This is a genomic window from Bradyrhizobium centrosematis (assembly GCF_045571495.1).
Taxonomy (GTDB): domain Bacteria; phylum Pseudomonadota; class Alphaproteobacteria; order Rhizobiales; family Xanthobacteraceae; genus Bradyrhizobium; species Bradyrhizobium centrosematis.
Window position 1 is genome coordinate 658,026 of record NZ_CP120703.1, and the last position, 14,988, is coordinate 673,013.

Annotated in this window: 15 protein-coding genes; 10 read left to right on the top strand and 5 right to left on the bottom strand. The window is 65.3% G+C overall.

What is annotated here, in order from left to right:
* The first annotated feature begins 13 nt into the window (after window positions 1-13).
* The 3 genes from P6U31_RS03105 (at window position 14) to P6U31_RS03115 (ending at window position 3,090) form a co-directional block, all read left to right on the top strand.
* The gene (locus P6U31_RS03105) at window positions 14-757 is read left to right on the top strand and encodes a TetR/AcrR family transcriptional regulator (protein WP_407186808.1); all 744 of its coding nucleotides are present in this window, start codon (window positions 14-16) and stop codon (window positions 755-757) included.
* Window positions 754-2,310, top strand: coding sequence for an acyl-CoA synthetase (locus tag P6U31_RS03110; protein WP_407186809.1), 1,557 nt, complete (start codon window positions 754-756; stop codon window positions 2,308-2,310). The genes P6U31_RS03105 and P6U31_RS03110 overlap by 4 nt, the downstream gene beginning before the upstream one ends.
* A gap of 105 nt (window positions 2,311-2,415) precedes the next feature.
* Window positions 2,416-3,090, top strand: coding sequence for an alpha/beta family hydrolase (locus tag P6U31_RS03115; RefSeq protein WP_407186810.1), 675 nt, complete (start codon window positions 2,416-2,418; stop codon window positions 3,088-3,090).
* Window positions 3,091-3,093: 3 nt separating this feature from the next.
* Here P6U31_RS03115 and P6U31_RS03120 read toward each other — a convergent pair whose 3' ends face one another.
* Window positions 3,094-4,068, bottom strand: coding sequence for a ketopantoate reductase family protein (locus tag P6U31_RS03120; protein WP_407190075.1), 975 nt, complete (start codon window positions 4,066-4,068; stop codon window positions 3,094-3,096).
* A gap of 152 nt (window positions 4,069-4,220) precedes the next feature.
* Here P6U31_RS03120 and P6U31_RS03125 point away from each other — a divergent pair, with 152 nt between their 5' ends.
* The gene (locus P6U31_RS03125) at window positions 4,221-5,024 is read left to right on the top strand and encodes an enoyl-CoA hydratase-related protein (RefSeq protein ID WP_407186811.1); all 804 of its coding nucleotides are present in this window, start codon (window positions 4,221-4,223) and stop codon (window positions 5,022-5,024) included.
* Between the two features lie 3 nt (window positions 5,025-5,027).
* Here the strand turns inward: P6U31_RS03125 and P6U31_RS03130 are convergent, their stop codons facing one another.
* Window positions 5,028-5,300: a hypothetical protein gene (locus tag P6U31_RS03130; protein WP_407186812.1), complete on the bottom strand. Its 273-nt coding sequence runs from the start codon at window positions 5,298-5,300 to the stop codon at window positions 5,028-5,030.
* A 110-nt stretch (window positions 5,301-5,410) separates the two neighbouring features.
* Between P6U31_RS03130 and P6U31_RS03135 the strand changes: the two genes are divergently transcribed.
* From P6U31_RS03135 to P6U31_RS03150, 4 genes are all read left to right on the top strand, one after another.
* Window positions 5,411-6,778 carry an FAD-dependent oxidoreductase gene (locus P6U31_RS03135; RefSeq protein ID WP_407186813.1) on the top strand — a complete coding sequence of 456 codons (1,368 nt, stop codon included), beginning with the start codon at window positions 5,411-5,413 and terminating at the stop codon, window positions 6,776-6,778.
* Between the two features lie 47 nt (window positions 6,779-6,825).
* Window positions 6,826-7,830, top strand: coding sequence for an ABC transporter substrate-binding protein (locus P6U31_RS03140; RefSeq protein ID WP_407186814.1), 1,005 nt, complete (start codon window positions 6,826-6,828; stop codon window positions 7,828-7,830).
* Window positions 7,831-7,938: 108 nt separating this feature from the next.
* Entirely contained in the window at window positions 7,939-8,712 is a 774-nt protein-coding gene (locus P6U31_RS03145) for an ABC transporter ATP-binding protein (RefSeq protein WP_407186815.1), read from the top strand.
* A complete protein-coding gene (locus P6U31_RS03150) occupies window positions 8,705-9,529 on the top strand; it encodes an ABC transporter permease (RefSeq protein ID WP_407186816.1) in 825 nt (274 codons plus the stop codon). The genes P6U31_RS03145 and P6U31_RS03150 overlap by 8 nt, the downstream gene beginning before the upstream one ends.
* A gap of 113 nt (window positions 9,530-9,642) precedes the next feature.
* Here the strand turns inward: P6U31_RS03150 and gtdA are convergent, their stop codons facing one another.
* Entirely contained in the window at window positions 9,643-10,683 is a 1,041-nt protein-coding gene (gtdA, locus tag P6U31_RS03155) for a gentisate 1,2-dioxygenase (protein ID WP_407186817.1), read from the bottom strand.
* Between the two features lie 174 nt (window positions 10,684-10,857).
* On the opposite strand from gtdA, the gene maiA reads away from it, so the two are divergent.
* On the top strand, window positions 10,858-11,490 hold the full coding sequence (gene maiA / locus P6U31_RS03160; RefSeq protein WP_407186818.1) for a maleylacetoacetate isomerase: 633 nt from the start codon (window positions 10,858-10,860) through the stop codon (window positions 11,488-11,490).
* Entirely contained in the window at window positions 11,480-11,992 is a 513-nt protein-coding gene (locus tag P6U31_RS03165; protein WP_407186819.1) for a MarR family winged helix-turn-helix transcriptional regulator, read from the top strand. Before maiA ends, P6U31_RS03165 begins: the two co-directional genes overlap by 11 nt.
* A 193-nt stretch (window positions 11,993-12,185) precedes the next feature.
* On the opposite strand, the gene P6U31_RS03170 is transcribed toward P6U31_RS03165, so the two are convergent.
* Window positions 12,186-13,799: a benzoate-CoA ligase family protein gene (locus P6U31_RS03170; protein WP_407186820.1), complete on the bottom strand. Its 1,614-nt coding sequence runs from the start codon at window positions 13,797-13,799 to the stop codon at window positions 12,186-12,188.
* Window positions 13,796-14,962, bottom strand: coding sequence for an FAD-dependent monooxygenase (locus P6U31_RS03175; protein WP_407186821.1), 1,167 nt, complete (start codon window positions 14,960-14,962; stop codon window positions 13,796-13,798). Before P6U31_RS03175 ends, P6U31_RS03170 begins: the two co-directional genes overlap by 4 nt.
* Between the last annotated feature and the right edge of the window lie 26 nt (window positions 14,963-14,988).

The window sequence follows — 14,988 nt, forward strand, 5'->3', positions numbered from 1 at the left end:
CAACCGACCGAGCATGGATTCAGCGCCGCCCGCTCCGCCCTCATTGCCGTCGTCTTCGCCCTGGCTGCCGTTCGAGAGTCGCCGCCGCGCCCGCGACGAAAAGCGCGAGGCGGTGCTTCGTGCCGCCGTGCAGCTGTTCCTGGAGCAGGGTTATCATCGCGTGACGCTGAACGAGGTCGCCGAGCGGCTGAACATCACCAAGCCCGCGCTGTACAATTATTTCCGCGGCAAGGACGAGATCCTGTTCGAGTGCTGGTCGATGGGCGCCGAGCTCGTCGACACCGTCATCACGGAGATCAACGCCGGCGGCGGTTCGGGTCTCGCCAAGCTGCGCAAGCTGGTGCACGCCTATGCGGCGCTGATGGCGACCGATTTCGGCGCAAGCCTGGTGCGTTTCGATCTGCGCGACCTGACCGAGCGGAACGCCGCCGTCGCGCGTGCCGCCAAGAAGCGCATCGACACCACCTTTCGGCGCTACATCGCCGCAGGCACGGCCGACGGCTCGATCAAGCCATGCGATCCCAAGCTTGCAGCCTTCGCGATCGCGGGCGCGCTCAACTGGATCGGCCATTGGTATCAACGCGACGGCGAGCTCTCTCCGAGCGAAATCGCCGACGAGTTCACGGTTCGGCTGACGGAAGGCCTCGCGACCGAGAGCCGGCAGCAGATGACAAAGAAGACGCCAAGGGCGCCGCAACGGCGCAATTCAGGGCGCAAGACAGCAGGGAAGAAGCGCACAGGAGGAGGAACGCGATGAATATCACGCACGGACTGCGGCGCGCGCTGCAGATCAACCCGAACGGGCCCGCCACCGTCTATGGCCAGCGGCGCCGCAGCTGGGGCGAGCTCGGCGGACGCGTCGCGAGGCTGGCCGGCGGCCTGCGCGCGCGCGGGATCAAGAACGGCGATCGCGTCGCTGTGCTGTCCTTCAACTCGGATCGCTACCTCGAGCTTTATCTCGCGACCGGCTGGGCGGGCGGCGTGATCGTGCCGCTCAATATCCGCTGGAGCGCCCTTGAGAACGAGGATGCGCTGCGCGACTGCCGCGCCTCGATTCTGCTGGTCGACAAGGCCTTTGCGCACGTTGGTGCGCAGCTCGCGGGCGCCATTCCGGGGCTGAAGCTGATCTATGCCGACGACGGCGAGGTGCCGGCCGGAATGGAGAGCTATGAGGATCTGATCACCGGCAGTGCTCCGGTGGCGGATGCCATGCGCAAGGGCGAGGATCTCGCCGGCATCTTCTACACCGGCGGCACCACCGGACGTTCCAAGGGCGTGATGCTCAGCCACCAGAACCTGATGGCCAATGCGCTCAACGCGCTCGGCGAAGGGCTGTTTCCGGCAAGCACGACGTATCTGCATGCGGCGCCGATGTTTCACCTCGCCAACGGTGCTGCGATGTATTCGCTGCTGCTCTCCGGCGGCTCGAACGTGATCGTTCAGGGCTTCACACCCGAAGGCGTGATGGCCGCGATGCAGAACGAGCGGGTTACCGACGTGCTGCTGGTGCCCACGATGATCCAGATGCTGGTCGATCATCCCGCGATCGGCAATTACGACCTGTCTTCGCTTCAGCACATCATCTACGGGGCCTCGCCGATCAGCGAGGCAGTGCTCGATCGCGCTGCGCGCGCACTGCCGCATGTGCGTTTCACCCAAGCCTACGGCATGACCGAATTGTCGCCGATCGCGACGCTGCTGCATGCGAACGAGCATGTCGGGGAGGGGCGCAGGAAGGGACGTCATCGCGGTGCCGGCCGCGCCACGCTCGGTTGCGAGGTGCGGATCGTCGACGAAGACGATCAACCCGCCCCGACGGGCGCTGTCGGCGAAATCGTGGTGCGCGGCGACACCGTGATGATGGGCTATTGGGAGCGGCCGGAGGAGACGGCGCGCGCCGTCGTCGACGGCTGGATGCATACGGGCGACGGCGGCTACATGGACGATGATGGGTTCATCTATGTCGTCGACCGCGTGAAGGACATGATCATCTCCGGCGGCGAGAACGTATACTCGGTCGAGGTCGAGAACGCGCTGGCGCAGCATCCGTCGGTGCTGCAATGCGCGGTCATCGGAATTCCCAATGAGCGATGGGGAGAGCAGGTCCATGCCGTCGTGGTCAAACGCAGCGGCGTAGAGATATCGGCCGACGAACTGATCGAGTTCACGAAGACGTTGATTGCCGGCTACAAATGTCCTCGCAGCATCGAGATCACCGAGGCGCCGCTGCCTTTGTCCGGCGCCGGCAAGGTGCTGAAGCGCGAGCTGCGCCGACCGTTCTGGGAAGGTCGGGAACGGCGGGTCAGCTGAGGGCTTCCGCGCATTACGCCATGCGCCGAGGACGCGTGAAGATTGGTGTTTCCAGATCGCGGCCGCGCGAGTATCTCTTGCGGGACTCATCGGGAACATCCAATCTTGGCCCAGGGGCGGGAGCTCAAGCTCGACATCGAGCGCATTGGCGCGGTCTCCGCGATCCTGACGCAGCCGGCCGATGCGCGCGCCTGCTACGTACTGGCGCACGGCGCCGGCGCGGACATGCGGCATGCGTTCATGGAGAAGGTCGCGGCGGGCCTCGGCGATCGCGGCATCGCGACGTTCCGCTTCAATTTTCCCTACATGGAAGAGAAGAAGGGACGCCCCGACCAGCCCGCCGTCGCGCACGCCGCCATCCGCGCGGCGGTCGCGAAGGCGGCGCGGCTCTGCCCCGGTCTCAAGCTCGTGGCGGGCGGAAAGTCGTTCGGCGGGCGCATGACCTCGCAGGCGCAGTCGAAATCTCCGCTGCCAGGCGTAAGAGGTCTCGCCTTCCTCGGCTTTCCCCTGCATGCGGACAAGAAGCCGTCGTCCGAGCGCGCCGAGCACCTCGCCGGTATCACGGTCCCCATGCTGTTCCTGCAAGGCACCCGCGATGGGCTTGCCGATCTGAGCTATCTCAAGCCCGTCGTCGAGAAGCTCGGCCCGAAGGCGACACTCCATCAGGTCGAAGGCGGCGATCACTCCTTCGCGGTGCTGAAGAAGTCCGGCCGGACCAATGACGAGGCGCTCACGGAGGTGCTGGACGCGCTCACCGCCTGGATCGACGGAATCGCCTGAAGCTCACGCCGAATACAGCCCCTTGTCGCGCGCCTTCTGGATCGCCAGCGCGGCGATCAGATCGAGCGTCGGCGTTGACAAGCCGGCGGCGCGCGCGAAGGCGGCGGGCGCCTTCACCAGTACGTCGATCTCCATGGCGCGGCCGAGCTCGTAGTCCTGCAGCAGCGACGGCTTGTGGTTGGGGGCGGGGCCGCTGCGCGTGACGCGCTTGACCTCGGGAATGAAGTGCTGGGCGATGTCATTGGCCTCGTTCAGCATGCGCGGAATGACCTCAGTGAAAGCTGGATCGTCACGCACGCCGCGCGCGGTCTGGCCGGTGAGCAGGCACAGCACGGACAGCGACATGTTGGTCAGCAGCTTTGACCAGATCGCCTCGCGGATCTCGGCCACGGGGGGCGATTCCAACCGCGCATCGTTGAAGATCCCGCGCAGCCGGGTAATGCGCTCGCAATTGCGGTCGTCGCATTCGCCGATCAGGAGGCGGTTGCGGTCCGGGGTGAGGTTCTGCACCACGCCGGGCGCGATCACCTCGTTGGAGGAGAAGATCACGCCGCCGATGATCCGCTCCTTCGGGATGCAGGCACGCAGGCGCCCGCCGGGATCGAGGAAGGAAATGTCCGGCGGTGTCGGGTGCCGCGGCGGCAGGCCGATCCCGTACCACCAGGGAATGCCGTTCTGGGCGAACACGATGGCGGTATCGTCCTTGAGCAGCGGCTTGATGCTGGACACCAGCCCGGGCAGCGCGGTCGCCTTCAGCGTCGAGATCACGACATCCTGCGGGCCGATCTGCGCCGGATCGCCCGATGCGTTCACCTTGGCGCTGACCTCGGAATCGGCGACCCGCAGCTTGAGACCGCCTGCGCGCGCCGCCTCCAGATGCGCACCCCGCATCACGCATGATACGTCATGGCCGGCGCGGGCCAGCCGCACCGCGATGTGGCTGCCGACGGCGCCCGCGCCGAAAATGCAGATGCGCATGATGATTCCGTCCTGTCCCTTGGTGCCACCGGGCGGCAGCATGACACAAGCCGCCATGCGATGGGCGCGACCGCCCCACGCTGGAAAGATATGGATCGGGATGCGCCGCCTCGGCCATAGTGCGTGCCAAGCAAATGACCGGAGGATCACCGATGACTGCCAACCCCGTCCTATGGAGCCTCGATGAACGCGGGATTGCGACCGTCACGTTGAACCGGCCGGAGGTCAACAACGCCTATGATGGCGCGTTGATCGCCGGCGTGCTCGCGGCCATGGATGATCTGGCGAAAAAGCCGACCTTGCGCGTCGTCGTGCTCAAGGGCAACGGCAAGCATTTCCAGGCTGGCGCCGATCTCAAATGGATCAACGGCGTGCGGCCGCAATCGGCCGAAGCGAACGAGACGGCCTCGCGGGCGACCTTCGAAGCGGTGCAGCGGCTCAACACGCTGCCGATCCCGACCGTCGCACTGGTGCAGGGCGGCTGCTTCGGCGGCGGCACCGGCGTCATCGCGGCCTGCGACGTCGTCATTGCCGCCGACAATGCGCTATTTTCGATCACCGAGGTGCGCTGGGGCCTGACCGCCGCGATCATCATCCCGCAGCTCTGCGATGCCATTAGTGTACGGCAAGTCCGCCGCTATGCGCTGACCGGCGAACGCTTCGGCGCCGAGGACGCCCGCCGCATCGGTCTCGTCCACGAAGTGGTGCCGCTCGCCGACCTCGAGGCCGCAGGCGCCAAGGTGGTCGAGCAGCTGCTCGCCAATGGCCCTGAAGCGATGGCCGAAACCAAGCGCCTCGCGCTGGAAAGCTCGTTCGGCGGCATGGCGGTCGACGATGCCGCCTACACCCGCCTCGTGCAGCTGCACTCGCTCAAGCGCCAGAGCGCCGAGGCTGCGGAAGGGCTGGCCTCGTTCGCAGAGAAGCGGGCGGCGAATTGGGGCGGCGGAAAAGATTGATCGTCAGCAGCCGCGGCAGATGTTGTTGATGCTGCGATAGACGGCATCGTCCTCCTGCCGCATCTGGCGGAGCGTGTCGAGCGTGTTGCTATCTTGAGTGGTTGGCGCCGGTTTGCGCTTGGCCGCCAGCTCAACCTCCTGCTGCTTGTAGCAGGTTTCCCGCTCAGGCTTGGCCTGGATCAAGCGGCAGTTTTGCTCCAGAGCCGAGGCGGAGGTAGCCGAGATCGTAAGGGCGAGCAGGGCGACGAAGGAATATCTGACAGCGTTCGAATCCATGATCGCGGTTGTCTCAGGTTCACGGACGGTGAGCAACCGCGATCTTGCGACGATTGTGTCTGCCGGCTAATGCGTGATTCCATTCATGAGAATCCTGGAAGGGACGCGCCATGCGGGCCACGACGATCGAAGAACCGGCACGAAAGCTGCCGCTCTATGGCGAATACGAAGTCGTCGTGCTCGGCGGCGGGCCGGCCGGCATCGTCGCTGCGGCCTCCGCTGCGCGCGCCGGGCGGAGCACGCTGCTGATCGAGCGCTACGGCTTCCTCGGCGGCATGGGGACGGCGGCTGGCGTCACCAATTTCTGCGGTCTGCACGGCAACGTCCACGGCGAGCACCGGCGGCTGGTGCAGGGCATGGCGTCGGAGCTGCTGGCGCGGATCGATCATCTGGGCGGTCTTAACACGCCGCATCTGATCCTCGGCAAGGTGTTCGCCCAGGCCTATGACACCGCGGCCTACAAGATCGCGGCCGACGAGCTGCTCGCCAGCCACAAGGTGCGCATGCTGTTCCACGCGCTCGGCGCCGGCGTCGTGATGAGCGAAGATAGCCGCATCGACGCGCTGCTGGTCGAGACCAAGGCCGGCCGGCAGGCGGTGCGCGCGGAGATCTTCATCGACTGCTCCGGCGACGGCGACCTCGCGGTCTGGGCCGGTGCGCCGTTCGAGATCGGCGACGCGCATGGCCATCCGCTTTACCCTTCGATGATGCTCCGCCTCAACGGAATCGATCCCGCGAGGGCGGGCGATGCCTGGCGCACCATCCCGCAATTGATGGAACAGGCCATCGCGGCCGGCACGCACAAATTTCCACGGAAAAGCGCGATCGTGCGGCCGCAGAAGTCCGGCATCGAATGGCGGGTGAACTTCACGCAAGTGGCGCGCGAGGACGGCCACGCCATCAATGGCGTCGAGCCCGACGATCTCACCCGCGGCGAGATCGAGGGCCGTAAGCAGGCGCTCGCCGCCTACGAGTTTTTGCGCAGCACTGTGCCAGGGTTCGAGAAGTCGTACATCGTCGATCTGCCGCCGCAGCTCGGCATCCGGGAAACCCGTCGCATCAAAGGCGGCTACCAGCTCAGCGGCGAGGACGTGCTCGGCTGCGCCTCGTTCGAGGATTCTATCGGCGTCAATGGCTGGCCGATCGAGGCCCATGTGCCCGGTGATGTCGTCTTCACCTTCCCGCCGATCCCGGAATCGCGCGGCTATAATGAGCTGCCTTACCGGATGCTGGTGCCCGAAGGCGTCGACAATCTGCTGGTCGCCGGCCGCTGTGCCTCGATGACCCATGACGGCCAGTCGGCGGCGCGGGTCTCCGGTGCCTGTTTCGTGATGGGCGAGGCTGCCGGTTCCGCGGCCGCGCTGGCGCTTGCCGGAAACAGGATCCCGCGTGACATCCCCGTTGAAAAATTGCAGGAAACGTTGAAACAACAGGGCGCCTTCATCGGACGGGACCAGCCGGTGCCCGAGGGCCTGTGACGGACTGCTGACAGAACGACCAAGAGACTCACAACGGAGGAAACGGGATGATCGGGATAGCGCGGCTCGCGGCCGCCGGCCTCTTGGCGATCATGGCGCTGGGTGCAGCCCGGGCCGAGGATGCGCTGAAGGCCAAGATCGGCGTGCTTCGCCTGTCGTCCTCTGCGCCGGTCTTCATCGCGCAGGACAAGGGCTATTTTCGCGAGGCCGGCCTCGACGTCGAGCTGAAATTCTTCGATGCGGCGCAGCCGATCGCGGTCGCGACCACGTCGGGCGACGTCGATTTCGGCGTCACCGCCTTCACCGCCGGCCTCTACAATCTTGCCGGCAAAGGGACGCTGAAGGTGATTGGCGGCATGAGCCGCGAAAAGGCCGGCTATCCCCTGATCGGCTATTTCGCCAGCAACAATGCCTATGCCGCCGGGCTGAAGACGCCGAAGGACCTCGCCGGCAAGCGCGTGGCGATGACCCAGGTCGGATCGAGCTTTCACTATTCGCTCGGCCTGCTCGCCGACAAATACGGCTTCAAGCTCGCGGACGTAAAGATCGTGCCCCTGCAGTCACTGTCGAATGCGGCGGCCGCGCTGAAGGGCGAGACCGTCGATGCGGCGTTGCTGCCGATCTCGACCGCGCGAAAGCTGATGGACGAGGGCGGCGCTAAATTCCTAGGCTGGGTCGGCGACGAGACGCCGTGGCAGCTGGGTGCGGTGTTCGCATCGCCGAAGACGCTGACCAACAAGGCGCTGGTGACGAAGCTGCTCGGTGCCTTGGCCAAGGCCGACCGCGAATATCACGACGTGATCCTGGCTTCCATGAAGGACGGCGTTGCGCCCATCAATGAGAAGACAAAACCGCTGCTGGAGATCATCGCGAAGTACACCAACCTGCCGGTCGAACAGGTGGTCGGCAACTGCGCCTATATCGATCCAGACGGCAAGTTAGATGTGAAGAACGTCGACAACCAGATCAAATGGCTGCAGGAGCAGGGCTTTGCCGACAAGGGCTTTGACGCGAATGCGATCATCGCCAAGGACTATGTGAAGGCGGATTGATCGTCGCTGTCATTCCGGGATGGTCCGAAGGACCAGACCCGGAATCTCGAGGTTCCGGGTTCGGCTCTTCGAGCCGCCCCGGAATGACGGAGCAAGCAAAGGTGCCTCATGGACCTGATCGCCAACCACATCTCCCACAACTTCGGCGATCTCGCCGTGCTCGACGACGTTTCCTTCACCGTCGGCGCCGGCGAGGTGGTGGCGATCGTCGGGCCGTCCGGCTGTGGCAAGAGCACGCTGCTGTCGATCCTCGGCGGCCTCCTGCAGCCGACCTCCGGCGCGCCCGAGCTGCGCGGAGCGCCGCCGGCCGACAGTCTCAATCCGCTCACCTTCGTGTTCCAGGATTTTGCGCTGCTGCCCTGGGCGACGGTCGAGGAGAACGTCGAATTCCCGCTGCTGCACACCCAGCTCTCGGCGACGCAGCGCCGCGCGCTGGTCGACGACGCCCTGCGCCGCACCGGGCTGACCGATTTTCGCAAGACCTATCCCAAGCAGCTCTCCGGCGGCATGCGCCAGCGCGTCGGCATCTCGCGCGCGCTCGCGGTCAAGCCCGCCATGCTGCTGATGGACGAGCCGCTCTCGGCGCTGGATTCGCAGACCCGCGAGCTGCTGATGGAGGATTTTGTCCGTCTGCTCGCCGATGGCGGCATGGGCGCGGTCTATGTCACCCATAATCTCGAAGAGGCCGCGCGGCTCGCCGACCGCATCGTGGTGCTGTCGCGGCGTCCCGGCCGTATCCGCGAGGTCGTCGCCGTGCCGATGACGCGCGCGGCGCGCGGCGAAGCGGTTGCGCGCGAAAAGCTGCTGGCGCTGCAGAACCAGATCTGGTCGCTGATCCGCAACGAGGCGATCGATGCCGAGCGCGAGGTCCAGCATGCTTGACCGCGCGGCGAGCGACGTAACCCCGAAAGATGAAGCGACGCGGCGCGTCCGCTTCCGTGGTGCCGGCTTCGTGCCTGCCTCGAGCCGGTACGGCGGCTGGATCGCGCTCGCCCTCGTCATCGCGATCTGGCAGGCGGCGGGCGGTGCCGGCCTCGTCAATGCGCTGTTTCTGCCGACGCCGTCTGCAATCGTCCGCGCGATCTATCAGCTCGCGATCTCCGGCGCACTCTGGCAGCATCTCTCGGCCTCGCTGCTGCGCATCGGCGTCGGCTGGCTGCTCGGGACCGCAGCCGGCGTCGCCGTCGGCTTTGCCATCGGCCTGTCGCGGCTCGCGCGCAGCGTCGGCATCACCTTCATCTCGGCGCTGTTCCCGATCCCGAAGATCGCGCTGCTGCCGCTCCTGATCCTCTGGCTCGGCATCGGCGAAGAGCCGAAGATCGCGACCATTGCTTTGGGCGTGTTCTTCTCGACCGCGATCTCGGTCTATAGCGGCGTCGACGCCGTGCCGCGCAACTTGATCCGCATGGCGCAGAGCTTCAACGTTCCCTTTGCGACCATCGTGCGCAAGGTGATCTGGCCGGGCGCGCTGCCTGCCATCCTCGCCGGCTTCCGTATCACGGCGTCCGTCGCGCTGCTCCTCGTTGTCAGCGCCGAGATGATCGGCGCCCAATACGGCATCGGCGCCTTCGTGCTCCAGGCCGGCAATCTGATGCAGACGGATCAACTGCTCGCGGGCGTGGTGATCCTGTCGGTATTCGGGCTTGCCGTCGGCAAGGTGATCGGCTGGCTGGAGACGCGGCTGCTGCACTGGCGCTAGGTACTCCGTCATTGCGAGCGCAGCGAAGCAATCCAGAATCCTTCCATGGAGGCGGTCTGGATTGCTTCGTCGCAAGGGCTCCTCGCAATGACGACGTGGCTAGCACCAGACCGTCACGCGTTGCCGCGATCCTCGCGAAACAGATCCAGCTTCTGCTGCACCGGACGGTCCGAGAAGCTGAACAGCACGGCATCCTCATCCGCCTCGTGCGTGACCCAGTGCCAGCTCGGCACCACGAACAGATCGCGCGGCCCCCATTCGAACACAGTGTCGCCGATCCGGCTGCGGCCGCGGCCTTCGATCGGGCAGAACACGGTGGCATCGGTCGAACGATAGCGCGCGGTCTTGAAGCCTTTGGGCAGCAGCTGGATGAAAGTGCCGATGGTCGGCATCGCGAAATCGCCGGTCTCGGGGTTGCTGAACTTCAGCTTGAGGCCGTGGCAGGCGTCCCATTCCTGGCCCGTCCTGGCTTTCTCCAGCGCTTCGCGGGTGTAGACATAGGGATAGCTGAAGATCGGCGAGGTCTTCGAGCTCCGCTTCACGTCGACGGGCAGGAGGTTGTGGCCGTAGCGCGCAAAGCTGTCGCCGGCTGGCTTGGTGATTTTCTGCTGGTCTTCCTTCGATCCCTCCGCAAAAGAGCAGTCGAAGAACTGCACCAGCGGGATGTCGAGGCCGTCGAGCCAGAACATCGGCTGGTCGGTCTCATTCGAATGGTCGTGCCAGGTCATCGACGGCGTGATGATGAAGTCGCCCGGCTCCATCGCGGTACGCTCGCCGTCCACGGCGGTGTGGGCGCCCTTGCCCTCGAGCACGAAGCGCAGTGCCGACTGGCTGTGGCGATGTGCGGGCGCCACGTCGCCGGGTACCACCATCTGCACGCCGGCATAGAGCGAGGTCGTGATCTTGGACTGGCCGCGCAGACCGGGATTCTCCAGCACCAGCACCCGCCGCTCGGCCTCCTTGGCGGTGATGAGCTTGCCGGCCTCCGTCATGTAGTCGCGGATGACGTCGAATTTCCACAGGTGCGGCCGGCACGCGCTTTTCGGCTCCGGCGTGATCAGGTCGCTCATCACCGTCCACAGCGCGGTGAGATTTTCGCCGTCGATCTTCCGGTAGAACGCCTCGCGTTCCGGCGTCTTGGTCACGGCTTCCATGGTGCGCTCCCGTTCGTTTGTTGATTGACAGTATACTGAGGATCTAGGTAGCGTCAATGTGACGAGCAAACGTCTAAGGTGTCGTTCCGGGGCACGCGAAGCGTCAACCCGGAACCTCGAGATTCCGGGTTCGATGCTCACGCATCGCCCCGGAATGACAAATGGGAGGTCTGAATGAAGCTGCACGGCTATTTCCGCTCCAGCGCCGCCTATCGGGTGCGGATCGCGCTGAATCTGAAGGGCCTGAAGGCCGCGCATCTGCCGCATCATTTGCGCAAGGGCGAGCAATGTGCGCCCGCTTATCTCGCCATCAACCCGCAAGGCCTCGTTCCGGCGCTGGAGAACGATGCCGGTGCGGTGCTGACCCAATCGGTCGCGATCATCGAATGGCTGGATGAGACGCACCCCAATCCGCCGCTGCTGCCGAAGGACCCGTTGCAGCGCGCCAAGGTGCGCGCGTTTGCGCTGGCGATCGCCTGCGACACCCATCCGGTGCAGAACCTGAAAGTGCTGGCGCGGCTGCGCGAGCTCGGCCTGCCCGAGGACAAGGTCCAGGATTGGGCCGCCTGGGTCAACCGCGAAGGACTGTCGGCCTGCGAGACGCTGATCAAGGACGAACCGGGTCCGTTCTGCTTCGGCAATGCGCCGACGCTGGCCGATCTCTGCCTCGTGCCGCAGCTCGCCAATGCGCGCCGCTTCGGCGTCGACGTCTCCGCCTATCCGCGCCTGCTAAAGGCGGAAGCCGCAGCCAAGGCGCTGCCGGCCTTCACTGAAGCCGCACCAGAGAAGCAGCCCGATGCCGAGTAGGTCGCCCGCTCCGATCACGATCGACGCTGTCTATGCCGCGCCGGGCTATCTGTTCCGGCGCATGCAGCAGATCGCGGTCTCGATCTTCATGGAGGAGTGCAAGGCGTTCGACCTCACCCCGGTGCAATATGCTGCGCTGATTGCGATCCACACCCATCCCGGCATCGACGCCACACGGCTGTCGGCGGTGATCGCGTTCGACCGCTCCACGCTCGGCAGCGTGATCGAGCGGCTGCAGGCCAAGGCCTATATCGAGCGCAAGCCCGCGCCCGAGGACAAGCGCATCAAGCTGCTCTATCTGACCAAGTCGGGCGCTGCGATCCTGCGCGAGATCATCCCCGCCGTGGAGCGTGCCCAGGTCCGGATGCTGGAGCCGCTCAAGCCCGCCGATCGCAAGACGCTGATGGGGCTGTTGTCACAGCTCGTGGACCTCAACAACGAGGCCTCACGGGTGCCGCTGCGGGCCGAAGATGCGCTGGAGCATCTGGGCAAGGGCGGGTGAGGGGGGTGCGGCGATGATCGCGCTCCACACACGCCGTCGTCCCGGACAAGCGTAGCGCAGATCCGGGACCCATACTCCGCAGCAGTAATTTGGCGAGGGACAGGCAATGACGAGCTCGCACAACAACTCCTGCTGCGGCGTATGGGTCCCTGCGTTCGCAGGGACGACAGCGAGAATTTGGCGGCGCCAGTGTCTACATCCTCAGAAGCGCCTGCCGATCGATCTTCCCCGTGCCCGTCTTCGGCAGCTCGTCGATGAAAATCACCTCGCGCGGATATTTGTAGGGCAGCAGCCTGCCCTTGACGTAATCCTGCAATCGCCGCGTCGCGTCACGTTGGTCGGCGGTGCGGTTGTTCATCACCACCACCGCCTTCAGCGTCATGCGGCGGTCCGGCAGCTCGGCGGCGAACACCGCACATTCGCGAATGTCAGGATGGTCGGCGAGGCACAGCTCGACCTCGAGCGGATAGACCCACTGGCCCGAGATCTTAATGAGATCATCGGCGCGGCCGCGGAAGAAATGGAAGCCGTCGGCATCCCTCACGAAGCGGTCGCCGGTGTAGATCCACCCCTCGTCGCGGATCGTCTCGGCGGATTTGTCCGGCCGGTTCCAGTACAGCGGCGTGTTGGAATCGCCGCGCACCCACAAGATGCCTTCCTCGTTGTCGCCCACGTCGCGGCCGTCCTTGTCGCGCAGCGCGATCTCGTAGCCGGGCACGCGCAGGCCGGCGGCGCCGAGCTTCTTCTGCTCGGGCCGGTTGGAGAGATAGATGTGCAGCACCTCGGTCGAGCCGAGGCCCTCGACGATCTCGAGGCCGGTCAGTGTCTTCCAGCCGTTGAAGACCTCCGCCGACAGCACTTCGGCTGCGGAGAGCGACATGCGCAGCGATGAGAAATTCGTGTTCTCTGCACCCTCGGCCTTGGTCAGTGCCGTGTAGAGCGTGGGCAGGCCGAAGAACAGCGTCGGCCTGTAGCGCTCGATCGCCGAGAAGATCGCGGCGGGTTTCGGCTGGCCCGGCAGCAGCAGCGTTGCAGCTCCCGCCGAGAACGGGAAGGTGATGGAATTGCCAAAGCCATAGGCGAAGAAAATCTTCGGCACCGAGAAGCAGATGTCGTCGGGCGTCAGCTTCAGGATGTTCCGCGCGAAGGCGAGATCGCTATAGGCCATGTCGTGCTGAAGGTGCACGATGCCCTTGGGCCGGCCTGTCGAGCCGGACGAATACATCCAGAACGCCATCTCGTTGCGATGCGTGTCCGCTTCGGCCAGCTCGGTGGAGAATTGCGCCAGCCAGCTTTCCGCCGCGATCGCGCGCGGCGCGGCGTGATCGCCCGCCGCGCCGTTGACGGTGATCAGCGTGCGCAGGCCGGTATCCTTGCAGGCCTCCGCATTGAAGCGCGCGCAGAATTCGGCATCCGCCACCGCAACACTCGCGCCGGAATCGGCGAGATAGAATTGCAGGAGGTCCGGCGGCGTCAGCGTGTTGATCAGAAGCGGCACGAAACCGGCGCGCACCGCGCCGAAAAACGCGGCCGGGTAAGCGGGCGTGTCGTCGAGGAACAGCAGCACGCGATCGCCGCGCTTCAGGCCGAGCGAGGCGAAGCCATTGCCCCAGCGGCAGGCTTCCGCGCAGAGCTCCGCGTAGGTGCGCGTGCCCGCCGGGCCGATCAGCGCGAGCTTGTCTCCGCGGCTCTTGCCGAGGTTGTCGAACAGGAGGCGGCTGGCGTTGTAGATGTCAGGAACGGCGAAGCCGATCTCGCGGGCTCCTGCGCTGTCGGGGGGCACCTGGTCGCGAATTTCGTTGCTCATGCCGTCGCCTCGTCGCTGGCATCCCCGCCAGTGTCTTTACCGTTCTTGGCGGCCTCGTAGCGGGCCATGAAGGCCGGCGACATGTGGCGCAGGCGTGCATCGTCGATGCGGCCGGAGCGGGTGATGTAGCTGTAGGCGAAGTCCATCAGGTCGAGTTTCATGTGCTCGGCAAAGTGCTCGTACCAGAACGCCGAGGTGCGCGCGGCATTGACGAGCTTCTGCACCACCGGTTTTCGCGCGGCCTGGTAGCGGTGCAGGGCAGTCGCAAGATGCGCATCCGATTCCAGCGCCTTGACCAGCGCAATCGCATCCTCGATGGCCAGCCGTGTGCCCGAGCCGATCGAGAAATGCGCCGAATGCAGCGCGTCGCCGAGCAGCACCATGTTCTTGAACGACCAGTGCTCGTTCCAGACCCAGGGGAAATTGCGCCAGACCGATTTGTTGGAGACCAGCGAGCGGCCACCGAGCGTGTCGGCGAACACCTCCTCGCAGACGCCCTTGGACTGCTCGACGTCCTTGTAGGCGAAGCCATAGGCCTGCCATGTCGCGTGGTCGCATTCGACCAGGAAGGTGCTCATGGTCGGCGAGTAGCGGTAGTGATGTGCGTTGAAGGCGCCGCGGTCGGTCTTCACGAAGGTCTGCGACAGCGTGTCGAAGCGCTTCGAGGTGCCGTACCAGACGAACTTGTTGGAGGAGTAGGACAGCGAGGTGCCGAAATCGCCCTCATAGGCGCGGCGCACCAGCGAGTTGAGCCCGTCGGCGGCGACGATCAAATCGTGGCCGTTGAGCTGGTCGATTGTCTGGATCTGCGTGTCGAACCGCGGCGTGACGCCGGCGTCGATTGCGCGCTGCTGCAGGAATCTCAGCAGTTCCAGCCGCCCGATCGAGGAGAAGCCGACGCCGTCGATGGCGACACTGTCGCCGTGGAGGTTGAGCGTGATGTTCTCCCAGCTCTCCATATGCGGCGCGATGGCATCGACCGTCTCGGGGTCGTCAGCCCGCAGGAATTCCAGCGCCTGGTCGGAGAACACGACGCCAAAGCCCCAGGTCGCGTCGGCCGGGTTCTGCTCGAACAGGTCGACCTGATCCTCGGGGTGACGCTTCTTCCAGAGATAGGCGAAATAGAGCCCTCCGGGCCCCCCGCCAATCACGGCGATCCGCAACGTCTGCCTCCCTAATTGACAGTATA